Source organism: Sphingopyxis sp. CCNWLW2, assembly GCF_037095755.1.
Lineage (GTDB): Bacteria > Pseudomonadota > Alphaproteobacteria > Sphingomonadales > Sphingomonadaceae > Sphingopyxis.
In genome coordinates this window covers 944,560-964,445 of record NZ_JBAWKJ010000002.1, presented here as the reverse complement: position 1 = coordinate 964,445, position 19,886 = coordinate 944,560, and the positions used below count along the sequence as shown (strand labels likewise).

The 19,886-nt window shown below is 64.5% G+C and carries 26 protein-coding genes; 13 read left to right on the top strand and 13 right to left on the bottom strand.

Annotated features, from left to right (window positions below; translation table 11 throughout):
• Positions 1–33 precede the first annotated feature (33 nt).
• From nusG to rplA, 4 genes are all read left to right on the top strand, one after another.
• Positions 34–570 carry a transcription termination/antitermination protein NusG gene (gene nusG, locus V8J55_RS15850; protein WP_037516051.1) on the top strand — a complete coding sequence of 179 codons (537 nt, stop codon included), beginning with the start codon at positions 34–36 and terminating at the stop codon, positions 568–570.
• Positions 571–623: 53 nt separating this feature from the next.
• Positions 624–1,553: an acyl-CoA thioesterase gene (locus V8J55_RS15845; protein WP_336446550.1), complete on the top strand. Its 930-nt coding sequence runs from the start codon at positions 624–626 to the stop codon at positions 1,551–1,553.
• 272 nt (positions 1,554–1,825) lie between these two features.
• Positions 1,826–2,257, top strand: coding sequence for a 50S ribosomal protein L11 (gene rplK / locus V8J55_RS15840; protein ID WP_037516054.1), 432 nt, complete (start codon positions 1,826–1,828; stop codon positions 2,255–2,257).
• Positions 2,258–2,261: 4 nt separating this feature from the next.
• Positions 2,262–2,960 (top strand): 50S ribosomal protein L1, encoded by a 699-nt coding sequence (gene rplA / locus V8J55_RS15835; RefSeq protein ID WP_336446549.1) that lies wholly within the window; start codon positions 2,262–2,264, stop codon positions 2,958–2,960.
• A gap of 86 nt (positions 2,961–3,046) precedes the next feature.
• Here the strand turns inward: rplA and V8J55_RS15830 are convergent, their stop codons facing one another.
• From V8J55_RS15830 to V8J55_RS15810, 5 genes are read right to left on the bottom strand one after another with little or no spacing between them, the layout of a single operon-like run.
• Positions 3,047–3,397: a hypothetical protein gene (locus V8J55_RS15830; protein ID WP_336446548.1), complete on the bottom strand. Its 351-nt coding sequence runs from the start codon at positions 3,395–3,397 to the stop codon at positions 3,047–3,049.
• A 49-nt stretch (positions 3,398–3,446) separates the two neighbouring features.
• Positions 3,447–3,857: a VOC family protein gene (locus tag V8J55_RS15825; RefSeq protein ID WP_336446547.1), complete on the bottom strand. Its 411-nt coding sequence runs from the start codon at positions 3,855–3,857 to the stop codon at positions 3,447–3,449.
• A complete protein-coding gene (locus V8J55_RS15820; protein WP_336446546.1) occupies positions 3,854–4,501 on the bottom strand; it encodes a heme exporter protein CcmB in 648 nt (215 codons plus the stop codon). The genes V8J55_RS15825 and V8J55_RS15820 overlap by 4 nt, the downstream gene beginning before the upstream one ends.
• Positions 4,498–5,082: a heme ABC exporter ATP-binding protein CcmA gene (ccmA, locus tag V8J55_RS15815; protein ID WP_336446545.1), complete on the bottom strand. Its 585-nt coding sequence runs from the start codon at positions 5,080–5,082 to the stop codon at positions 4,498–4,500. Before ccmA ends, V8J55_RS15820 begins: the two co-directional genes overlap by 4 nt.
• Positions 5,079–5,507, bottom strand: a complete 429-nt coding sequence (locus tag V8J55_RS15810; protein WP_336446544.1) for a metallopeptidase family protein — start codon at positions 5,505–5,507, stop codon at positions 5,079–5,081. The genes ccmA and V8J55_RS15810 overlap by 4 nt, the downstream gene beginning before the upstream one ends.
• A gap of 30 nt (positions 5,508–5,537) precedes the next feature.
• On the opposite strand from V8J55_RS15810, the gene V8J55_RS15805 reads away from it, so the two are divergent.
• Positions 5,538–5,846, top strand: a complete 309-nt coding sequence (locus V8J55_RS15805; RefSeq protein WP_336446543.1) for a 4a-hydroxytetrahydrobiopterin dehydratase — start codon at positions 5,538–5,540, stop codon at positions 5,844–5,846.
• Between the two features lie 90 nt (positions 5,847–5,936).
• Positions 5,937–7,337 carry an amino acid permease gene (locus V8J55_RS15800; RefSeq protein ID WP_336446542.1) on the top strand — a complete coding sequence of 467 codons (1,401 nt, stop codon included), beginning with the start codon at positions 5,937–5,939 and terminating at the stop codon, positions 7,335–7,337.
• On the opposite strand, the gene V8J55_RS15795 is transcribed toward V8J55_RS15800, so the two are convergent.
• The 6 genes from V8J55_RS15795 to V8J55_RS15770 form a co-directional block, all read right to left on the bottom strand.
• Positions 7,338–7,679 carry a TFIIB-type zinc ribbon-containing protein gene (locus tag V8J55_RS15795; protein ID WP_336446541.1) on the bottom strand — a complete coding sequence of 114 codons (342 nt, stop codon included), beginning with the start codon at positions 7,677–7,679 and terminating at the stop codon, positions 7,338–7,340.
• A 97-nt stretch (positions 7,680–7,776) separates the two neighbouring features.
• Positions 7,777–7,986 (bottom strand): helix-turn-helix domain-containing protein, encoded by a 210-nt coding sequence (locus tag V8J55_RS15790; protein WP_058539484.1) that lies wholly within the window; start codon positions 7,984–7,986, stop codon positions 7,777–7,779.
• Complete coding sequence (locus tag V8J55_RS15785) at positions 7,986–8,510, bottom strand: DUF2975 domain-containing protein (RefSeq protein WP_336446540.1); 525 nt, start codon at positions 8,508–8,510, stop codon at positions 7,986–7,988. The genes V8J55_RS15790 and V8J55_RS15785 overlap by 1 nt, the downstream gene beginning before the upstream one ends.
• Before the next feature lie 230 nt (positions 8,511–8,740).
• Positions 8,741–9,058, bottom strand: coding sequence for a DUF2218 domain-containing protein (locus V8J55_RS15780; protein ID WP_336446539.1), 318 nt, complete (start codon positions 9,056–9,058; stop codon positions 8,741–8,743).
• Positions 9,058–9,663, bottom strand: coding sequence for a PadR family transcriptional regulator (locus V8J55_RS15775; protein ID WP_336446538.1), 606 nt, complete (start codon positions 9,661–9,663; stop codon positions 9,058–9,060). Before V8J55_RS15775 ends, V8J55_RS15780 begins: the two co-directional genes overlap by 1 nt.
• Before the next feature lie 100 nt (positions 9,664–9,763).
• A complete protein-coding gene (locus V8J55_RS15770; protein ID WP_336446537.1) occupies positions 9,764–10,207 on the bottom strand; it encodes an acetyltransferase in 444 nt (147 codons plus the stop codon).
• Positions 10,208–10,578: 371 nt separating this feature from the next.
• Between V8J55_RS15770 and rplJ the strand changes: the two genes are divergently transcribed.
• A complete protein-coding gene (gene rplJ, locus V8J55_RS15765) occupies positions 10,579–11,094 on the top strand; it encodes a 50S ribosomal protein L10 (protein WP_037516086.1) in 516 nt (171 codons plus the stop codon).
• Positions 11,095–11,153: 59 nt separating this feature from the next.
• Positions 11,154–11,525: a 50S ribosomal protein L7/L12 gene (rplL, locus tag V8J55_RS15760; protein ID WP_037516187.1), complete on the top strand. Its 372-nt coding sequence runs from the start codon at positions 11,154–11,156 to the stop codon at positions 11,523–11,525.
• A 123-nt stretch (positions 11,526–11,648) separates the two neighbouring features.
• Here the strand turns inward: rplL and V8J55_RS15755 are convergent, their stop codons facing one another.
• Entirely contained in the window at positions 11,649–12,653 is a 1,005-nt protein-coding gene (locus V8J55_RS15755; RefSeq protein WP_336446536.1) for a hypothetical protein, read from the bottom strand.
• A 320-nt stretch (positions 12,654–12,973) separates the two neighbouring features.
• Here V8J55_RS15755 and V8J55_RS15750 point away from each other — a divergent pair, with 320 nt between their 5' ends.
• Positions 12,974–14,002 (top strand): D-alanine--D-alanine ligase family protein, encoded by a 1,029-nt coding sequence (locus V8J55_RS15750; protein ID WP_336446535.1) that lies wholly within the window; start codon positions 12,974–12,976, stop codon positions 14,000–14,002.
• On the top strand, positions 13,999–14,859 hold the full coding sequence (locus V8J55_RS15745; RefSeq protein ID WP_336446534.1) for a nucleotidyltransferase family protein: 861 nt from the start codon (positions 13,999–14,001) through the stop codon (positions 14,857–14,859). Before V8J55_RS15750 ends, V8J55_RS15745 begins: the two co-directional genes overlap by 4 nt.
• Here the strand turns inward: V8J55_RS15745 and V8J55_RS15740 are convergent.
• Positions 14,780–16,219, bottom strand: a complete 1,440-nt coding sequence (locus V8J55_RS15740; protein WP_336446533.1) for an 8'-apo-carotenoid 13,14-cleaving dioxygenase — start codon at positions 16,217–16,219, stop codon at positions 14,780–14,782. The two genes, V8J55_RS15745 and V8J55_RS15740, sit on opposite strands and share 80 nt — an antisense overlap.
• 85 nt (positions 16,220–16,304) lie before the next feature.
• Between V8J55_RS15740 and V8J55_RS15735 the strand changes: the two genes are divergently transcribed.
• From V8J55_RS15735 to V8J55_RS15725, 3 genes are all read left to right on the top strand, one after another.
• Positions 16,305–16,916, top strand: coding sequence for a TetR/AcrR family transcriptional regulator (locus V8J55_RS15735; RefSeq protein WP_336446532.1), 612 nt, complete (start codon positions 16,305–16,307; stop codon positions 16,914–16,916).
• A gap of 89 nt (positions 16,917–17,005) precedes the next feature.
• On the top strand, positions 17,006–18,790 hold the full coding sequence (locus V8J55_RS15730; protein WP_336446531.1) for a sensor domain-containing diguanylate cyclase: 1,785 nt from the start codon (positions 17,006–17,008) through the stop codon (positions 18,788–18,790).
• A gap of 218 nt (positions 18,791–19,008) precedes the next feature.
• Entirely contained in the window at positions 19,009–19,677 is a 669-nt protein-coding gene (locus V8J55_RS15725) for a DUF4197 domain-containing protein (RefSeq protein ID WP_336446530.1), read from the top strand.
• Positions 19,678–19,886: the final 209 nt, after the last annotated feature.

Here is a 19,886-nt window from a genome sequence, read left to right as displayed (position 1 = left end):
GCCCGCGGTTACAGGGACAGGATACGGATACACATGGCGCGCTGGTACATCATTCACGCCTATTCGGGTTTCGAGAACAAGGTTCGCGATTCGGTGCTTTCCGAAGCCGAGCGCATGGGCCTGACCGATTTCGTCGAAGCGGTCGAAGTGCCGGTCGAAACCGTCACCGAGGTGAAGCGCGGCAAGAAGGTCCAGGCCGAACGTAAGTTCTTCCCAGGCTACGTCCTCGCCAAGCTGACGATGACCGACGATGTCTATCACCTCGTCAAGAACACGCCGAAGGTCACCGGCTTCCTCGGTTCGATGGGCAAGCCGCAGGCGATCAGCGAAGCCGAAGCCGCGCGCATCCTGAACAGCAAGGAAGAGGCCGCGGCCCGTCCGAAGCAGGAAATCCGCGTCGATTACGAAATCGGCGATCAGGTCAAGGTGCTCGACGGTCCCTTCGCCAGCTTCAACGGGCTGGTCGAGGAACTCGATTTCGAAAAGGCGCGCGTCAAGGTGTCGGTGTCGATCTTCGGTCGCGCCACCCCGGTCGAGCTCGACTTCGAACAGGTCGAACGCTTCAAATAACATCGCGGCGCGCCTTTTGGGGCGCGCGTGAAATCCGCTGAATGGAACCCGCTATGAGCCTCACTCCCGAAGAGATGCAGGCTCGTGCTGACCATGCGCGCGAAATCTACGCCAGCGTCGATCGCGAGCGGCTCGTCCGGCATATCGTCCACCTCTTCGATCTCGAAGCTGCGGATGAGCCCGACGAATTCACCTATCCCGCCTTCACCAAGCCGCGCCGCCAACGCATTTTCGGCGGACAGGTAATCGCGCAGGCGATGGTCGCCGCAGCGCGCACCGTCGATCCCGGCAAGAGCGTTCATTCGCTCCACGCCTATTTCCTGCGCGGCGGCGACGAGGCAAAGCCGCTGCACTTCCGCGTCCACCGCGACTTCGACGGGCGCAGCTTCGCCAACCGCCGCGTCGTCGTGCGCCAGGACGGCAAGGTGATCTTCAATCTCACCGCCTCGTTCCAGGCGCCCGAAAAGGGCCTGTCGCACCAGATCCCGATGACGGGCATCCTGCCGCCCGAGGAATGCTGGGACTTTGCCGATTTCATCGCCGTCGATCCCAAGATCAGCGACCGGCGCATCGAGCATATGGCGCGCATGCACCCGTTCGAGGTTCGCGCTTTCCGCCCGCCGCCGTCCGAAAAGGCGACGATGCAATATGAATGGTTCCGCATTTCGGCGCCCGTCGGCGACGACCCGCTGATCCACCGCGCGCTGCTCGCCTATGCCTCGGACATGGGGCTGCTCTCGACGACGATGATGCCGCACGGGCTGACGTGGGACACGCCGGGCGTTTTTTCGACCAGCCTCGACCATGCGATGTGGTTCCACGATGAGATCCGCGTCGACGAATGGTTCGTCTATGTCATGGACAGCGACTGGAGCGGCGGCGGGCGCGGGATCAACCGCGGGCGTATCTATCGCCGCGACGGCACGCTGATCGCTTCGGCGGTGCAGGAAGGGCTGATTCGCTACGACCCCTCGGCCGAATAATCGCTGTCCTACTTTGCGCCGCTATGCTTCGATGATGGTGATGCAGGCGAGCCGAAAAGCGATTTGCGAGTGAAGTTAGGCAGTTTTCCGCCGAATTCTCGAATCGACTGGCTGTCGCCCTTGCATTTTTGCCCACGCCGGAGTAGGGGCGCCGCTTCGCGTCAGATAAGGGCGTGATTCCGCGCGGGAGGAAGGGGTGATGCCCTTCTGTTCGACCGCTAATTTTGAGGTTCGCTGGAAACGGCGGGCCGACAGAAAGACAGGAGGCCATCATGGCTAAGAAGATTAGCGGCTACATCAAGCTGCAGGTGCCCGCCGGCACCGCCAACCCGTCGCCGCCGCTTGGGCCGGCATTGGGTCAGCGCGGCGTCAACATCATGGAATTCTGCAAGGCGTTCAACGCCGCGACCGACGGTATGGAAAAGGGTACGCCGACCCCGACCATCATCACCGTGTTCGCCGACAAGAGCTTTTCGTTCGTCACGAAGACGCCGCCGGCAACCTACCTGATCAAGAAGGCCGCGAACCTCAAGTCGGGTTCGAAGGAGCCGGGCAAGATCAGCGGCGGCAAGATCGCGCGCTCGAAGCTCGCCGAAATCGCCGAGATCAAGATGAAGGATCTCAACGCGAACGACATCGAACAGGCAACGAAGATCATCGAGGGCAGCGCGCGCTCGATGGGCCTCGAAGTGACGGAGGGCTGAACCGATGGCAAAGCTGACCAAGAAGCAGAAGGCCCTCGAGGGCAAGGTTGATGCGCTGAAGCTGCACACCGTCGACGAAGCGCTGAAGACCGTTCGCGAGCTGGCCTCGGCCAAGTTCGACGAAACGCTCGAAGTCGCGATCAACCTCGGTGTCGACCCGCGCCACGCCGACCAGATGGTCCGCGGCGTCGTGACGCTGCCCGCCGGCACCGGCAAGGACGTCAAGGTTGCCGTGTTCGCGCGCGGCGACAACGCCGACAAGGCGCTGGCCGCCGGCGCCGACAAGGTCGGTGCCGAAGACCTGATGGAAGACATGCTCGCGGGCAACCTCGACTATGGCCGCGTCATCGCGACGCCGGACATGATGGGCATCGTCGGCCGCCTCGGCAAGACGCTGGGTCCGAAGGGCCTGATGCCGAACCCGAAGCTGGGCACCGTGACCCCGAACGTCGCGGAAGCCGTGAAGGCCGCCAAGGGCGGTCAGATCGAATTCCGCGTCGAAAAGGTCGGCATCATTCACGCCGGCCTCGGCAAGCTGTCGTTCGGCGAGGAAAAGCTCCGCCAGAACTTCGACGCGTTCGTCGACGCGATCGTCAAGGCCAAGCCGGCCGGCGCGAAGGGCAAGTACGTCCGCAAGATCGCGCTGTCGTCGTCGATGGGTCCCGGCGTGAAGGTCGATACGGCCGACGTGACCGGCGCCTGATCGGCACGCACTGAATTAGGGAAGGGCCGGGGGAAACTCCGGCCCTTTTCTTATGGGCGGGTATGGGGTGGGGAGCCGCCGTTCGATTACGCAAGAAGGCGGGTTGCTATCAATTGCTCGATCATTCGCAAGTCGGTTTCAACGCCGGGCGAATTGTATTCATCCTTGTTGCGACTAGCCCACGCTTCAATGATACGAACACCGCTTGGTGAGCCATCGAGCCGAACGCCATATATGCAGTGACCGGTCCATGATCGATGGAAATAGAGCCAGCCCTCCTCGAAGAAAATGAACCATTTATCGTCCATGTCCTTTGGAATGTGGCCGCGTTTTATCCGCTCGGCCTCATCATCTGAGAACAATAGTCCGAGCTCTATTGACTCCCGTTCCGCCGGGAGCGGAAGCGTCTTCCGCGATGTGCGAGTGGCGATGTCCATGGTCCCACATAAGGCCATGAGGCCTACGTCCGCAATCGGTCGTTAGCGGTCATTGAGATCGGCGAAACTCGATCAGGTCCCACTTGTTGCCGTAGAGGTCGAGAAACACCGCGACCGTGCCATAGTCGGCCTCCAGCGGCTCGCGCTCGATCCGCACGCCCTTTTCGAGCAGATGCTGATAATCGCGCCAAAAATCGTCGGTTTGCAGGAACAGGAAGACGCGGCCGCCCGACTGGTCGCCGATGAACTTCGCCTGATCTTCACTGGCTGCACGCGCCAGCAGGATCGTCGCGCCGCCCGGCGGATTGCCCGGCGGCGCGACGAGCACCCATCGCTTGTCCTGCGCCGGTTGATAGTCGTCGGCGACGAGCGTGAAGCCCAAGGTCCCGACGTAAAAATCGATCGCCTCGTCATAATCGCGCACAACGAGCGCGATATGCGCGAGCGATTGGCGGGTCATTCGCGGAGGCCGCGCAGCGCCGCGCCCGCCGCGAATGGCCCGACCATGGTGAGGAGCAGGCTCGTCGCCGCGAGTAGCTTGATCGCGCCGCGCCCCGACGGGTCGAGCATGCCCGCGCCAAAGATCAGCATCGGCACCGCGAGCGGAAGAACGAGCAGTCCGCCGATCGCGCTGCCGCCTTTGTGGTTCGCGGTCAGCGCGGCACTCAGTACCGCCAGCGAGGCGAGCGCCGGAATGGCGATGGCGATCCCGGTCGCGAGCAGTTCGACGCGGGGCGCGTCCTGCGCCAGCAGCGCCGACGCAGGGAACAGGGCGATCATCAGCGGCAGACCGAAGCCGATGGCATGCGCGCCGATCTTCACCGCTGCGATCACCTCGTCGGCAAAGCCGCGCACCGCAAGTTGATCGAGCACGCCCGCATCCTTGTCGGGTCGCACGAGCCGGTCGATCGGCAGCAGCGCCGCGAGCAGCGCCGCGACCCAGACCATCCCGCCGCCGGCACGCCGCAGCAACGGCGCGTCGGGGCCAACGGCGAACGGGAAGGCGGTCGCAACGAGAAGGAAGAACAGCACCGGCAACCACAACGCCCCGCTGCCCCATGCGCGGCGGAGGTCGCGCCAAAAAAGGGCGATCAGCGCGGTCATGCGAGCGCGCCCATGTCGAGTTCCGCCAGATCGGGGATGCTGAGTGCAAAGTGCGACGCGAGCAGCACCGCACCGCCGTTACTGCGGTGCTTTGCAATCGCGGCGACCAGCCGTGCCTGCGCCGCATCGTCCATCCCGTTCGCGGGCTCGTCGAGCAGCCAGATCGGCGCGCCGCTCGCGATCACACGCACCATCGCGGCGCGCTTGCGCTGGCCGGTCGAGAGCATCGATATCGGCACCTCGGCGAGCGGCGCCAGTGCCATCTCGTCCATCGCGCGGTCGACCGTGTGGCCGTCGACGGTATCGACCCGCGCCCAGAAATCGAGCGCGCGGCGCAGCGGGAGTTCGGTGTCGAGCGCCGATGCCTCGTCGATCAGTGCAATGCGCTCGCGGCGCTCGACGGTTCCGGCAGCTGGGCGCAGCAGTCCCGCGGTGAGGCGGATCAGGCTCGACTTGCCCGCGCCATTGGGGCCGCGCAGCCACAGCGCGTCACCGCGGTTCAGCACCAGCGACAAATTCTCGAACAGCAGCCGGTCGCCGCGAATGCACGCTACGCTGTCCAGCCGCAGCAGTTCGGTCACGCCATATCTTCCAGCGCGTGCATATCGTCGTCGGAAAAGCCGAAATGGTGGCCAATCTCGTGGATCAGCACATGGCGCACCAGCGTGTCGAGCCGCTCCCCCGTCTCGATCCACTCGACGAGGATCGGGATGCGATAGAGGGTGACGCGGTCGGGCATCCCACCGCTTTCGCCGATGCTGCGTTCGGTCAGCGGGCGGCCCTCGTAAAGCCCGGTGAGTTCATAAGGATGTTCGATGTCGAGCGAGGCAAGCATCTCATCGTCGGCGAATTCCTCGATTGAGATGACCACTCCCTCGATTTGCGGGGCAAATACCGCCGGCATCGTCGCCAACGCCGCCTCGGCCATCGCGAACAGCGCATCGGCGTCGGGCGCGCCGCCGGTCCAGCCGGCGGGCAAATCGGGAAGGGCAGGCTTGTCGCTCATCGCGCCCTTCCTTATGGCGAGCGCGACACATTGACCAGCGGGAGAAAGAATATGGTCCAGAAACTCGACAATGCAGCGCGCAGCGCGCTCCTCGCCCGCTTTCCCGAATGGACGCACGAACCGAAACGTGACGCAATCACGCGCCAGTTCAAATTCGCCGATTTCGCGCAAGCCTTCGGTTTCATGTCGAGCGTCGCGATCATCGCCGAGAAGATGGACCATCACCCCGAATGGTCGAACGTCTACAACCGCGTCGATATTCTGCTCACCACACACGACGCCGACGGATTGTCGGAGCGCGACGCGAAGCTCGCCGAGGCGATCGAGGCGCTACTGTAACCCGATCGCGATTGTTGTTATCTTGCGCTGACGCCTCATGTCCTTACAAGCGGCGCAAAGCACAGCAAACGCCCCAGGGGAGCCCACCGCATGACCGACAGCCTGTTCCGCCGCAAACCGATCGTTCCGGAACGGCGGGAGGGCGAGCAGGTGCTGGCGCGGACGCTCGGCTGGCCGCATCTGATCGCGCTCGGCGTCGGGGCGATCGTCGGCACGGGCATATTGACCCTCATCGGCGTCGGCGCCGACAAGGCGGGGCCCGCGGTCATCCTGTCCTTCGGTATCGCGGGGCTGATCTGCGCCTGCGCCGCGCTTGCCTATGCCGAAATGGCGACGATGATCCCCGCTTCGGGCAGCGCTTATACCTATAGCTATGTCGTGATCGGCGAATTGCTCGCGTGGGTCGTCGGGTGGAGCCTGATCCTCGAATATTCGCTCGTCGTCAGCGCGGTCGCGGTCGGCTGGTCGGGCTATGCCGCGCCCTTGTTACAGGCGTGGGCGGGCTTTCCGATGGCGCTGATGCAGGGACCCGAACTCGGCGGCATCGTCAACCTGCCCGCAATTGCGATCATCGCGGTGGTCGCGGGGCTGCTCCTCGTCGGCACGCGTGAAAGCGCGACGCTCAATGCGATCCTGGTGCTGGTGAAGATCGTCGCGCTCATTGTGTTCGTGGCCGTCGCGCTGCCTGCCTTCAACGCCGCCAATCTCGAACCCTTCAGCCCCTATGGCTTCGCCAAGCATATGGGGCCCGATGGCGTCGAGCGCGGCGTGATGGCTGCGGCGGCGATCATCTTCTTCGCCTTCTATGGCTTCGACGCGATCGCGACCGCGGCCGAGGAAGCCAAGAATCCCGACCGCGATCTCAAGATCGGCATCGTCGGATCGATGTTCGCCTGCGTGATCATCTATATCGCCGTCGCGGTCGCCGCGGTCGGCGCGATCGCCTATACGCGCTTTGCCAACAGCCCCGAACCGCTCGCGCTGATCCTGCGCGAACTCGGCAGCCCGCTCGCGGCGCAATATCTTGCGGTGTCGGCGATCATCGCGCTGCCGACGGTCATTCTCGCCTTCTTCTATGGGCAGAGCCGCATCTTCTTCACGATGGCGCGCGACGGGCTGTTGCCCGCGAGCCTCGCCAAGCTGTCGTCGCGCGGGACGCCGGTGCGGATCACCATCTTCACCGCGCTCGTCGTTGCAGTGCTCGCGGGCTTTATCCCGCTCGGCGAACTTGCTGCGCTCGCCAATGCCGGCACGCTCGCCGCGTTCACCGCGGTGTCGATCTGTATGCTGATCATGCGCCGCCGCGCGCCCGAAGCGCCACGTACCTTCCGCGCGCCGATGCCGTGGGTGGTCGGCGGCATCGCGGTGCTCGGCTGCATCTATCTCTTCTTCAGCCTGCCGGTGCAGACGCAGCTCTGGTTCCTTGTGTGGAATGTCGGCGGGCTGGGGGTCTATTTCCTCTACGCCCGCCGACACGCCGTCGTCGGCTGATCAGTCGAACAGCTCGCTCAGGAAGCTCTTCTTGTAATTCTTCTTGTACGGCTTGCCGCCGTAATGGCGGTCGTCATAGCCGCGCTCGCGATATTCGGGCTGTGGCGGCGGGGGAGGGGCGGACGCGCGCGGTGCCGGCGCGCTGGCGGCTTCGCTGCGCTCGATGATCTTGTCGAGTTCGCCGCGGTCGAGCCAGACGCCGCGGCATTGGGGGCAATAGTCGATCTCGATTCCCTGGCGTTCCGACATGGTCAGGTTCACGCGGCAGGTCGGGCAAAGCAGCCCCTGGGCATCGGACACGAAGTTTCCTTTCAAGGCAAAGGCGACCCGGCGGGCCGCCATGTCCCTAACGTGCCACGGCCAACTTGCGTTCCGCAAACAGAAAAGGCCCCGTTCCGACCGGGGAGGCGGAACGGGGCCGAGTTTTGCCGTGCTCTGTTCAGCTGTCGGCTTCGAACGCCAGCAAGTCGCCTGGCTGGCAATCGAGTTCGGTGCAGATCGCCTCGAGCGTCGAAAAGCGCATCGCCTTTGCCTTACCGGTCTTGAGGATCGACAGGTTGGCGAGCGTGATCCCGATGCGGTCGGACAGGTCGGTCAGCGTCATCCGCTTGGCGTGGAGCAGGTCATCCAGTTTCACGACGATCGCCATCACACGGTCCCTTCCAGCTCGTCGCGCATCGCGGCGCCCTGTTCGAAGACCGCCGCGAGGACGAAGGCGAGGAGGATCGCGAGCAGATTGCCGAGCGAGATTCCGCCCATGTCGGCGAATGCGCTGCCCGCTTTCGCGATGCTGCTGGCGGTCCAGTGCAGCGGGATCGCCAGCAACTGGACGGCAACGAGCGCCCAGCCGACCCGGCGCAGCCGGGCCGCGTTCGCAGCGATGAAGGGATCGCGCGCCGCGCTCGCCACGAGCGCCTGAAACTGGCGGATTATGTAAGCCGCCCCGGCGAGGATGGCGAAGAGCAGCCCCAGCAGCAGGCCGACCGGGAGCCGAAGCGTCGTGACATCGACGAATTCGGGGCTGTCGCGGAATCCGGCCATGACTTCGGGCCAGGCGACGATCAGCGCGACCGCGATGCCGACGACGAGCAGCGCCGACGCCACGATCAATCCGAGGATCAGCCAGAGCAGCCCGCGCGTCGCGCCGAGAAGGGTCGAGTTGGGAACAGGCATATCGTTCTCCGATAGGTTGTTTATCGAAGAGCGATATATTCCGATTTCTTCTTATCGTCAATCGATAATATTGAAAAACGATATGACTGGCGACCGGCGTGTGGGAAACGCATTTTCCTCACCATCACACCGGACTTGATCCGGGGTCTATGACTGCATGTCCCGTGCTTCCGACCGAGGACGCTACGGATCCGGCCCGGATCAGGTCCGGGATGGCGAGGGGCAGGGTGTCAAGCCGCCTGCCAGTCGAACGCCAGCGGCGCTTCGCGAAAGGCGAAGCGGTCGAGGTGGCGCGCCACGACGCCCTTCATCGCTTCCACATGTTCGGCGCTGCTGGCGTCGATGCGGACCGACAGCGCGTCGGGTCCGGCATCGAACGTCACCAGCGCATCGCCCGCCCATGTCGCGCCGCGCGCGTCCTTGGGGAAGGCCACGGTGCCGTGGTCGGGGGTGAATTCGACCGCGAGATTATGCTGCCAATGCTTGCACAGCTGCTGCAGATATTTGCTCGCGTGCGCCGTGGGCACGTTGGCGACAGCGCTGCTCATCACAGCCGCTCGATCTTTTGCGCCGCCTCGTCGATCAGCGCGACGATGTCGTGCAACGCGGCATTGTCGAGGTCGCGGTCGCCGAGCCGGTTCATCAGCACCTGGCGCAGATTGCCCATCGCGCGGCGCACCGACGCCGAGTCCGTGCGCTGCGTTTCCTCGCCGACCGCGGTCAGGCGGGTGATCGCGGCGTCGACAATCTCGCTATTGGCTTCGAGTTCGGCGCGTCCCGCGTCGGTGATCGCGAACAGCTTTTTCGCGCCGTCGCTCTCTTGCGCTTCGATCAGGCCCATGTCGTCGAGCATCGTCAGCGTCGGATAGATGACGCCGGGGCTTGGCGCGTAGCTGCCGCCCGTCAGTTCCTCGATGTGACGGATCAGGTCGTATCCGTGGCGCGGCTCGTCGGCGATCAGCTTGAGCAATACGAGCCGCAGCTCGCCGCCGTCGAACATGCGTCGGCGTTCACCGCGCTCGCCCCGGCCGCCGCCACGGCGGCCACCGCCGCCAAAGCCGTGCCCGAACCCATGGCCAAAGCCACGTCCGCCGCGATGCATCGCATGCCGCCCGCCGCAACCGCGGCCTTCCATTTTCGCATAGAATATCATTTTTCGTTCCTTAGAGTGATTCTAGATGCGTCTAAGATATATCTTAAGATAGAATGTGCAAGAGGCGCCGGGAAAATTTATCGACGGAAACGCGGGGCGATCAGCTTTGCGGCGCGAAGCGCAAGTGAATCAGCGGATAGGCACGCCCCTGGCTATCGCGTTCTGATCGACCGGTGGGCACGAAGCCCAGGCGCTCATAAAAGCCGACGGCTTGCCCATTCTGTTCGTTCACTTCGGTTGTCAGCGTCGGCTGGCGTTCCAGCGCATGCGCGACCAGCGCCCGCCCGACACCCGCCCCGCGATATGCGGGATCGATGAACAGCGCCTCCATGCTCGATCCGTCGAGCAGCATGAAGCCGATCGGCCGGTCATCGGCGTCGACCGCGAGCCAGAGCGGCGCTGCGGGAAGGAAGGACTGGACTTCGGCTTCGATCGCGGCGCGGTCTTCGGAGGTTAGAAAGTCGTGCGTCGCATCGACGGCGTCGCGCCATATCTCGACAGCGCGCTCGCCGTCGGCGGGTGTCGATTGTCGGATCCGTATCATGGCGGGGGCTTTAGTCGATCGCGACAAGGCTCGCCAAGCCCGAAGGCGACCGAAATCCCGCCATTGGCCTTGACTCCGCGCCCACCCACGCTATTAGCGCCCCCGTGTTGCCTCGGTCTCGGCCGTGGCAATTCCGTCCGAGACAGTTGGTGAAGGGGATTTGCCCTTCTTAATTTCCAGCCGAGACGGGGAACAGTCTTTTTCGGTCGCCCGCCTGTTTGATCAGGCGACGCGTCTTGACCGACCCCATCGGACATCGTTGCGCAAATGCAGGTGAGCCTTGGCTCGCATCGGCATTTGCGTGTGTTAGCCGCCCGGCGGCGCATGCGTTTCGGCGTGCGCGCATCCGGGCAGATGAGTGGAGTATAGGCATGGATCGTACGGAAAAGGCCGAAGCCGTATCCTCGCTGAACGCTACGCTGGGATCAGCTGCTGCTGTTGTGGTCGTCCGCAACCTCGGCATGACCGTCGCTCAGTCGACGGTGCTGCGCCAGCAGATGCGCGATGCAGGGGCCGACTTTCGCGTCACGAAGAACCGTCTTGCCAAAATCGCGCTCGATGGCACGTCCTACACCGGTATCGGCGAACTGCTGACCGGTCCCACGGCCCTCGCAACCTCGACCGATCCGGTCTCGGCTGCAAAGATCGCCGTGGAATTTGCCAAGACCAACGACAAGCTTGAAATCGTTGGTGGCGGCATGGGCGACGTGGTCCTCGACGTAGATGGCGTGAAGGCGCTTGCTTCGCTTCCCTCGCTCGACGAGCTCCGCGCCAAGATCATCGGTCTGGTGCAGGCTCCGGCCACCAAGGTTGCGCAGATTGCCGCAGCCCCGGCGGGCCAGTTGGCGCGGGTTTTTGGCGCATATGCCGCCAAAGAAGCAGCGTGATTTCGAACTAACCCTTTAAACTTACTACCGGGATATCCCGGTTCTGATGGAGAATGAACATGGCTGATCTTGCAAAGATCGTTGAAGAACTGTCGGCGCTGACCGTCCTCGAAGCGGCTGACCTGTCGAAGCTGCTCGAAGAAAAGTGGGGCGTTTCGGCTGCCGCTGCTGTTGCTGCCGCTCCGGCTGCTGCCGCTGCTGGCCCGGCTGCTGAAGAGCAGACCGAATTCGACGTCATCCTGACGGGTGACGGCGGCAACAAGATCAACGTGATTAAGGAAGTCCGTGCGATCACCGGTCTGGGTCTGGGCGAAGCCAAGGCACTCGTCGAAGGCGCACCGAAGGCCATCAAGGAAGGCGTGAACAAGGCAGAAGCTGAAGAGCTGAAGGCCAAGATTCTCGCTGCCGGCGGCACCGTCGAACTGAAGTAATTCGGTTGGATGGGTTCCGGCCGGATCATCCGGCCGGGTTCCAGCGAAAATGAGAAAGGGCGGTGCCGCGAGGCACCGCCCTTTTTCTATGCGGTGAGGGGACCACCGCAGATTATCGGGCGCTCAGCTCTTGGAATAGCCCGGGCGGAAGCTGGTCGACGTGCGGACACGCGCGGGTTCGGGGCGGCGCACATCCTGTTCCTGCGTCGCCGGGGCAGGGCGCTGGGCGATTTCCCAAGCGCTGACCGGCTTGCGGGTCATGTCTTTCTGCGCGCCGAGCGTCTCGTCATAGACGGTGCGTTCCTGGCGATCGAGGAAACGCGCATGCTTCAGCCGCTTGCTGAGCGTCGCAAAGGGATTGTCGTCGGTGGGCCCGGCCATCGCCATCGCTTCGTGACGACCCATGCTTCCGCTCGGTGCCGCGACAAAGGCGGGAACGGTCCGCAGAGCGACCTCTTCCTCTTCGCGCGGGGCATAGGCGGGCGTAATCCACGGTTGCGTTTCGCCGGTCACCGGCTCGGCTGCAGCGCGCGGCGCAGGCTCATAGTCATAGACGGTGGCTTCCTCGCCGACCACGCGGCGGCGACGGGCGAAGGCAAATCCGGCACCGCCGATGATCAGCAGCGCGGCTGCGCCACCCGCAATCTCCCACGGAAAGGCATCGCCGGTCGTGCTCGCGGCTTCAGCGGGCAGCGGCGTGGGCTCGGCGATCGGTTCGGTCGGCGCTGCCATCGGGGCGGCGATTGGCGTGGCTTCCTCGATAACCGGAGCCTCGGCGGCGGGCGCCGCGGCAGGGGTGGCTGCCGCCGCTACGGGCGCTGCAGAGCGCGTACGCGGCGCTGCGCGTTCGGCGCGCGCCGGGGCGGGCGCCGCGGCGCGCTGCGCTGCCTTGGGTGCGGGAGCGGTCTTTTCGGCGGGGATGTCCAGCGGGACGCGGATAAGAGGTGCCGGTGCGGCGGGCTGCGCGGTCTGCGGGGTTGCGACCGGGGCGGTGGTGCTCGGTTCGGGCACCGTGGGCGGGGTCTGCGGGGTCGGCGCCGCGACCGGAGGGGTCATCGTAACGGTCGGGGCTTCCTGCGCAAGAGCGCCGGGGGTGGACAGAACCAGGAACGCGGCAATCGCGCTCATGGCGGGGCGGGAGAGGGCGATATTTCTTGTCATAGTGAAAGCACGAACGAGCCACTCCCCGAAAATGCTGCTCGGACAACGCGGTTTCCGGGATGAGCCGTGGCTGCCGAACGGCGCGGCGAGGATTCCGGTGCGGCTGGTCGTGCCGTCTCATCATTTTTGCGGCCGGGCGGACCGGTGCGATCGATCGCCCGGGCCGGGCCCGGGAGCCCGCATTTCCGAGGACGTGCGCTTCAATATGACAGGGGCTTTGCGCTTTGGTGTCGGCCGGGTCACCAATTCGTCATTCCCGCGCAACCTGGCCGTGATCAACGCCGCGCATGAAAACCACCGACCTTGCCCCGACCCGGCTGCCGAACCAGCTGCGCGAAACGCAGCGGCTTCTGTTCATCGCCAAGCATGCGCGCTGGACCGGCGGGCTGCATGCCGACGACGGCAATCACGCGCTCTATCACCGCGAAATGCGCGAGACGCTCGAAGGGATTGGCATCGAGCTGTTGATCGCCGATAGCTATGCCGCGCTGTTCGACCGGCCTGCCGCCGATTTCGTCTTTCCGCTGCTCAACCGCGGTGGCTTCTTCAATTCGGAAATGCTGCTGCCGTTGCTCTGCAACCAGCATGGTCTGCCCTATCTTGGCGCCTCGCCGATCGTTCGCGGGCTGTCCGACGACAAGCATCTGACCAAGCTCGAGGCCGCGGCGCGCGGCGTGCCGACCGCGCCCTGGGCGCTGTTCCGCCGCGGCGCGCCCGTCGATGTGTCGCGCTGCCCGCCGGCGCGGCGCTGGGTGATAAAGCCGAACAACAGCTCGGCGTCGTGGGGCGTCCGCGACGCGCACGACCGGGTTCAACTTGCGCAGGCGGTCGCCGAAATCCACGCGCTCGACCATGATGCGCTCGTCGAACCCTTTATCGACGGCAGCGACATCGAGGTGCCCGTGATCACGCTCGATGGCGAACCCGCGATGCTGCCCATGATGATTTTCGAGCAGGATGATCCGACCCAGCTGCGTACCTATCAGGAAAAGCGCGACCTCGTCGGCAACGTTGGATATTGCATCAAGCGGTTCGACGATCCGGCGATTGCGGCGCGGATTGTCGACTATACCAAGCGGATGGCCGATATCTTCCGCCCGTTCGATTATGGCCGGTTCGAATTTCGCGTCGACCACACGACCGGCGACGTCCGGCTGCTCGAGGTCAATCTCAACTGCAATCTGTGGTCCGAAAAACTGTTCTCGCGCTCGGCCGTCGCGGCGGGCTTCACCCACGCGGCACTGATCGAAACGATCGTCGCCGAAAGCATGCTTCGTCAGATTGCGCCGGCCGCGGCGCGGAGGAGCGCCGCATGAGCGGGTCGATCCTGATCCTTGCGGGTCGCCGCCCCGGGGCGGTCGATGCGCTCGCCGAGGCATCTGGCGTCGGCGACAAATGCCTTGTGCCGGTCGCGGGGCGGCCGATGATCGCGCATGTTCTGGAAAGCGCGGCCGATAGCAGTGCGCGGCAGGTGTTCGTTTCGACGCATCACGCGGCGCTGCTCGCCGAATTGAGCGACCCGGTCGTCGATCTGCTCGGCGACCGGCTGATCATCGTACATGCGGCAGATAATCTGGCGGATTCGGTTCTCGCGGTCGCGGGCGTGGCCAGCTTCCCGCTGCTCGTCACGACCGCAGACAATTGCTTGCTGACCTCCGCGACGATCGCCGAGATCGAAACCGAGGCGGAACGGCTCGGCGCCGATGCCGGGGTCGCGCTGGCGCGGCGCGAGGATGTGCTGGCGGTCCATCCCGAAGGCCAGCGGCGCTTTTACGAGTTTTCCGACGTCGCGGTATCGAACTGCAATGCCTATTGGATCGGGCATCCGAACGCGCTCCGCGCGGCCGAGGCGTTTCGCGGCGGCGGCCAGTTCGTCAAGAAGCCGTTTCGCGTGATGCAGGCGTTCGGCCTGATCAACCTGCTCCGTTTCCGCTTCGGGCTCGGTCCGATCCACCACATCTTCCAGCGCATTTCGCACCATCTGGACATCGAAATCGCCCCGCTGCTGGTCAGCAACGGGGCGACGGCGATCGACGTAGACAATGAAAGGTCGCTGCGGGTGACCGAGGCGCTGATGAAGCGTCCCGACATCGTCAATCCGCGACCCAGTTCCCGTGAAAGCCAGGGGGAACCCGGTGCGGCAGATGCACGACAGCTTGCGGTGACCCGGTAAAGTCGTCGGCGTTGAGGATGACGAGCGCGGTCGTCTCGTCATTCATGTTCACGACCAGCCCGATCAGCCAGCCGTCATCCTCGGCACCGCTTTCACTGCGCGGGACGAAGACGAACTCGCCCGGATGCCGGCCGGGGCCGAAATCGTGGATGGCGGTCGTGCCCTTGCCCAAATCGTGCCTGAACAGGCGCGTCTCGGCGAGTGCCCATTCGGCCGATTTCCCGTCGGGGATCGCGATCGTATAGGCGTAGCGATAGGGCTTCGTCGTCAACCGCTCGTCATAGCGCGGGAATTCCTGCGCATGATCGTGGATGACGGTGCGGGTCGTCGTTCCGGCGACCGGGTCGATCGTCCAGCGTTCCATCCGCGACTTTTCGCTGTCGGGGCCGCGCTTCGAACTCGCGAACATCGTCTCGTGCGCGACGACGTCGACGATCACCTTGCCGTCGGCTGCTTCATAGGCGTTGGCAGGGTGGAAGACATAGCAGGGTTCGACGGGAACCCAGATCACCTCGTCACCGCTACCTTTCCGGGGGAGGAGGCCGACGCGCGCCTGATGCGCGTCGTTCCACGCATAGGGGAAGCGATAGCCGCCAAGCAGCATCTTCATCGAGAAGGTGACGGGGAGGTCAAAGACGAGCACGTAATTTTCGGTGATCGCGCAGTCATGGATCGAGGGCCCGTCGCTGACCGCGATCGCTTCCTCGCGGACGACGTGTGCGTCCTTGTCGAGCACGACGTGCCAGACCTTGTTCGGCTCGTCGCCGCGATAGGTGATCGCGTGCATTTCGTCGGTAAGCGGGTCGTGATGTGGGTGCGCGGTATAGGCGCCGGCCAATGTGCCGTCGAACGGGTTGTGCGCGATCGTGTTCAGTTCATAGCCGAGTTCGACGGGCTTGCCGCCGGCTTCGACGATCGCGAAAGTGCGGCCCGCGAGGCCGACGACATTGGTGTTCGGCGCGTCGCTGGTTTCGCGCGGCCCCGGGGGCAATTCCTCGCCGAGCACGGCGCATGCTTCGCTGCCGCGTACCCAGCGATTGCGATACCAGTCGGCCTTGCCGCCTTCGATGCGGATGCCGTGGACCATGCCGGCGCCGGTGAACCAGTGGTAGCTGGCGGGATCGGGGGCGGCCGCGGGGTTCGGCCCGTTGCGCAGATAACGGCCGGTCAGCGCGGCGGGGATTTCGCCCTCGACGCGCAATTGCTCCAGCGTGACCTCTTCGGTCATCGGTTTGTGGATGCCCGTCAGGAACGGGTGCGCGTCGGTGGGGCGGGGGAGGCGCTTGCGGTTGAAGTCGGCGACCTTGCCGATGCCTTTGACAACCGCGCCGCGGATCAGGGTTTCGACATTGCTTGCCATGATATTGCTCCTTACGGATGTTGGCGAAAGTACCGCGTGGCGGGGGCTTGTGCGGACGACTCGATATGTTTACAGTGACAACATGATGGCGAGCAAAGATAACAGTGTCAACATAAAAAGCGACGGCGCGAAGGCGGCGGGCGCTTATCATCATGGCGACCTGCGCGCGGCGGTGATCGCGGCGGGGCTGAAGCGGCTGGAGGACGCCGACGGCGCCGAGCTCGGGCTGCGTGCGCTGGCGCGCGACGTCGGCGTCAGCGCGACCGCGCTTTACCGGCACTTCCCCGACAAGGAGGCGCTGCTCGACGCGCTCGCCGACGAAGGGCTGCGGCGGCTCGGGGCGCTCCAGGCGCAGGCGTGGCTGAAGGCGGGCGGCGGGGTTGCGGGCTTCAAGGCGACCGGCATTGCCTATGTCCGCTTTGCCCACGACGAGCCGGCGCTGTTTCGGCTGAGCTTCACGCGCCAGATGTCCGAACGCTGTCCCGACGGCAGCAATGACGGCGGCGACGTTGCATATAATCTGCTCCGCGCCGGAGTCGGTGAGGCGCTTCCCGGCGCCCGAGACCCCGATACCGCGGCGCTCCATGCGTGGGCGCTGGTGCACGGCCTCGCGATGCTGATCCTCGACCGGCGCATCGAATGGGACGAGGCGAAGGTCGCCGAAGTGGTCGGGCTGACCTTTGGCGGGGTTGGCTGAAGAGCCGCCAGATATCGTGGCGCGACCGGGCGCAGACACAGCCGGCATAATTTAGCGGTTTCTTTTCCGGTTTTTGGTTATCTGGGCGCATGACCCGGTCGCTGCCCCCCAGAGTCGAAGCGATCTTTTGGCTCCTGCTGACCGCAACGGGCTATTTCCTGCTGGCCAGCCTGTCGCTGTATGCGACCAAGGGAGCAGACAATATCGCTGCGGTGTGGCCGCCCAGTGGATATTTCCTTGCCCTTCTCCTCCTGATGCCCGCGCGCTGGCGAATCGCGTCCTTCACTGGCATGGCGGCGTCCAGCATGGCCGCAAACATGCTTGGCGGCACGGCGTTCGCGATGTCGGCCGCCTTCGTTCTTGCCAATGGCGTCGAGGCTGCCGTCGCGCTGTGGCTGTTGCGTCGGCGCGAACCCGGCGAACTATCCTTTACGGCGCCGCGCGATGTCGTGCGTTTCTGCGGCGCCGCGCTGGCTGCGAGTTTCGTGGGCGCGGGCATAGCGACACTGTTCGCCGGCACCGGCTTCGATTTTTTCCTGTCCTGGCTGACGACGGTCGCGCTCGGTATATTGATCGTCACCCCGCCGATTGTCATGCTCGCGCGGCTTATCGTGTCGAATGCGTTCAGCAATGCGCCGGCGGGCATGAAAACCGAAGCGACGGCGATATTGATGGGTGCCGCCGCGATCACGGCCATCTGCTTTTCGCAATCGCAGTTTCCGGTCAATTTCCTGCCCTATGTAGCGGTCATTGTCGCGTCCTACCGCTTAGGGCCTTTTGGCGCCGCCGCCGGCATATTGATTGTCACGATCATCGCTTCGTTGCTGACGGCCCAGGGTTTTGGCCCGATCGCGGCCATCGACGGTGAGCCGAAGGTCAAGATATTTTTCCTGCAATTCTATCTGCTGTCGATGCTGGTCGTCGCGCTGCCGCTCGCCGCGTTGCTCGTCGTGCAGCGGCGGCTTTCGAGGCGGCTCGAGCAGAGCAACCGCTGGCTGCTGCAGGCGGAGGCCGCGGCGCTGGTGGGGCATTGGCGCGTCGACCTGGTCCATTGGACGATAACCTGGTCGGATCAGAGCTATCGCATCCATGGGCTGGAACCGGGTATGCCGGTCGACGTCAACTATAGTGTCAAACAATATGTGTCCGAGGACCGGTTGGCGGTGCGCAAGATTTTGGCGGAGGCCGTGCGAACCGGCCAGCCTTTCGAATTTCAGGGACGGATATTGCGCGCCGACGGTAATATCCGGCACGTCAAATCGCACGGTTCGATCGAAACGGGACGGGGCGGTAAGGCGGTCGCTATTTTCGGCACCGTCCAGGACGTGACCGAGACGGTCGAAAATGCCCGGATATTGGAGGCCGCGCGCAGCGCGGCGGAACGCGTTGCCAATACCGACATGCTCACCGGACTGCCCAACCGCCGCCATACGCTCGCGTTCCTCGAAAAGGCGCTCGCCGGTGCGCGCGACCATGGCGCGCCGCTTGCCGTCGCGATTTTCGACATTGATCATTTCAAGCGGATCAACGACGCGCACGGTCATGCAGTCGGTGACGATGTGATCCGCCGCGTCGCCCAGCGCGCGAAGGGGGCGCTTCGCGACGCCGACATGCTCGGTCGCATCGGCGGCGAGGAGTTCGTCTGCATCCTCCAGCGATCGAGCGCGCAGGCCGCCGAAATCGTCGCCGAGCGTGTCCGCAAGGCGGTCGAGATCGGGACCGCCGCCGAAGACGACCTCCCGAGCGCGACGATCAGCGTCGGTCTCGCGATCTATGACGGCGAGGCCGACGTTGAAGAGCTGCTCTACCGCGCCGACAAGGCGCTCTATGTCGCCAAGCGCGAGGGACGGAACCGGCTGCGCAGTGCGGCGTGAGTATCGGTTTCCGACCGATTGTAGACGATAGAGATGTGCACCCCGGCGAAAGCCGGGGCCCAGTGCGGAAACACGCTAGGTTCGCGTTAGAATTCTGGACCCCGGCTTTCGCCGGGGTGCACAAGTGCGGCTCCCCACCCCCAAACCGCCGTCGCGCTTTGGCCGCGGCAGTTTTGCTGATAGGCTCCGCATCGATCACGGGCAGGAAAGGTCGCCTCATGGAATCGGACGAAGCAATGATGGCGCGGCGGATGCTACTTACCGGCGCGATCGGGGCGCTCGCTTTGATTCACGCGCCGTGGGTGATGGCGAAGCTGCCGAAGGGCGGAGTGAAGGGGCTGATCGCGGGCGCGTCCGATGGCGCGCTCGACAAGCTCGCGGAGCCCGGCGCCTTTTATCGCGATACCGCGGTGCGCATATTGTTACCCGGCGCGGGCGGGAAGCTGGCGTCGAAACTCTTTGGCATGGGCGACAGGCTGGGGCTCGCCACCAATCTGACCAAAAGCCTGAACGATGCGGGCGGCAAGGCGGCGGGCGAGGCGAAGCCGGTGTTTCGCGCCGCGATCGACAATCTGCGCTGGACCGACGCGCCGGGGCTGGTGACGCAAAACGACGGCGCGACGCGCTATCTTCAGTCGAGTGCGGGCGGCGTGCTGTTCACCAGGGTGTCGCCGCTGATCGGATCGGCGCTGGAAAATGTCGGTGCCTATCGCCAGCTCGACCAGTTGTCGAAGGGCAATCAATTGCTTGCGTCGGCCGGGCTGACGCGTGACGGGCTGACACGGTCGGTGACCGATCAGGCGCTGAAGGGCATATTCCACTATATGGCGGGGGAGGAGGCGGCGCTGCGACGGAACCCGGCAAACCTCCTGAAAGGCATTTTCTAGGATTTCGATCGGGTGCTCCCGTTGACACCCGACACCCCCAATCCTATATTGCCGTCATACCCCATCGTCCGAGATAGAGCCTGACTTTGCGCAACGGGCTGTACGGATAGGGCGGCGGGGATTTCGAGATGCGTTGGAAAGCTGCGGTAAACCGGCAACGGTTGGTCGCGGCCTTTTTGCGTTTCTCCTGCGCTCGCGAGCTATTTTTC

What these genes read in the sequence shown, in the direction of transcription:
- V8J55_RS15845 (WP_336446550.1), top strand. Translation starts at nt 624, where the DNA reads ATGAGCCTCACTCCCGAAGAGATGCAGGCTCGTGCTGACCATGCGCGC.
- V8J55_RS15770 (WP_336446537.1), bottom strand. Translation starts at nt 10,207, where the DNA reads ATGATACGGATCCGACAATCGACACCCGCCGACGGCGAGCGCGCTGTC.
- V8J55_RS15750 (WP_336446535.1), top strand. Translation starts at nt 12,974, where the DNA reads ATGAAAACCACCGACCTTGCCCCGACCCGGCTGCCGAACCAGCTGCGC.
- V8J55_RS15780 (WP_336446539.1), bottom strand. Translation starts at nt 9,058, where the DNA reads ATGAGCAGCGCTGTCGCCAACGTGCCCACGGCGCACGCGAGCAAATAT.
- rplJ (WP_037516086.1), top strand. Translation starts at nt 10,579, where the DNA reads ATGGATCGTACGGAAAAGGCCGAAGCCGTATCCTCGCTGAACGCTACG.
- V8J55_RS15740 (WP_336446533.1), bottom strand. Translation starts at nt 16,219, where the DNA reads ATGGCAAGCAATGTCGAAACCCTGATCCGCGGCGCGGTTGTCAAAGGC.
- V8J55_RS15730 (WP_336446531.1), top strand. Translation starts at nt 17,006, where the DNA reads ATGACCCGGTCGCTGCCCCCCAGAGTCGAAGCGATCTTTTGGCTCCTG.
- V8J55_RS15785 (WP_336446540.1), bottom strand. Translation starts at nt 8,510, where the DNA reads ATGCCTGTTCCCAACTCGACCCTTCTCGGCGCGACGCGCGGGCTGCTC.
- V8J55_RS15755 (WP_336446536.1), bottom strand. Translation starts at nt 12,653, where the DNA reads ATGAGCGCGATTGCCGCGTTCCTGGTTCTGTCCACCCCCGGCGCTCTT.
- V8J55_RS15825 (WP_336446547.1), bottom strand. Translation starts at nt 3,857, where the DNA reads ATGACCCGCCAATCGCTCGCGCATATCGCGCTCGTTGTGCGCGATTAT.
- nusG (WP_037516051.1), top strand. Translation starts at nt 34, where the DNA reads ATGGCGCGCTGGTACATCATTCACGCCTATTCGGGTTTCGAGAACAAG.
- V8J55_RS15800 (WP_336446542.1), top strand. Translation starts at nt 5,937, where the DNA reads ATGACCGACAGCCTGTTCCGCCGCAAACCGATCGTTCCGGAACGGCGG.
- rplA (WP_336446549.1), top strand. Translation starts at nt 2,262, where the DNA reads ATGGCAAAGCTGACCAAGAAGCAGAAGGCCCTCGAGGGCAAGGTTGAT.
- V8J55_RS15830 (WP_336446548.1), bottom strand. Translation starts at nt 3,397, where the DNA reads ATGGACATCGCCACTCGCACATCGCGGAAGACGCTTCCGCTCCCGGCG.
- V8J55_RS15745 (WP_336446534.1), top strand. Translation starts at nt 13,999, where the DNA reads ATGAGCGGGTCGATCCTGATCCTTGCGGGTCGCCGCCCCGGGGCGGTC.
- V8J55_RS15775 (WP_336446538.1), bottom strand. Translation starts at nt 9,663, where the DNA reads ATGATATTCTATGCGAAAATGGAAGGCCGCGGTTGCGGCGGGCGGCAT.
- rplL (WP_037516187.1), top strand. Translation starts at nt 11,154, where the DNA reads ATGGCTGATCTTGCAAAGATCGTTGAAGAACTGTCGGCGCTGACCGTC.
- V8J55_RS15820 (WP_336446546.1), bottom strand. Translation starts at nt 4,501, where the DNA reads ATGACCGCGCTGATCGCCCTTTTTTGGCGCGACCTCCGCCGCGCATGG.
- rplK (WP_037516054.1), top strand. Translation starts at nt 1,826, where the DNA reads ATGGCTAAGAAGATTAGCGGCTACATCAAGCTGCAGGTGCCCGCCGGC.
- V8J55_RS15725 (WP_336446530.1), top strand. Translation starts at nt 19,009, where the DNA reads ATGGAATCGGACGAAGCAATGATGGCGCGGCGGATGCTACTTACCGGC.
- V8J55_RS15790 (WP_058539484.1), bottom strand. Translation starts at nt 7,986, where the DNA reads ATGGCGATCGTCGTGAAACTGGATGACCTGCTCCACGCCAAGCGGATG.
- V8J55_RS15810 (WP_336446544.1), bottom strand. Translation starts at nt 5,507, where the DNA reads ATGAGCGACAAGCCTGCCCTTCCCGATTTGCCCGCCGGCTGGACCGGC.
- V8J55_RS15735 (WP_336446532.1), top strand. Translation starts at nt 16,305, where the DNA reads ATGGCGAGCAAAGATAACAGTGTCAACATAAAAAGCGACGGCGCGAAG.
- V8J55_RS15795 (WP_336446541.1), bottom strand. Translation starts at nt 7,679, where the DNA reads ATGGCGGCCCGCCGGGTCGCCTTTGCCTTGAAAGGAAACTTCGTGTCC.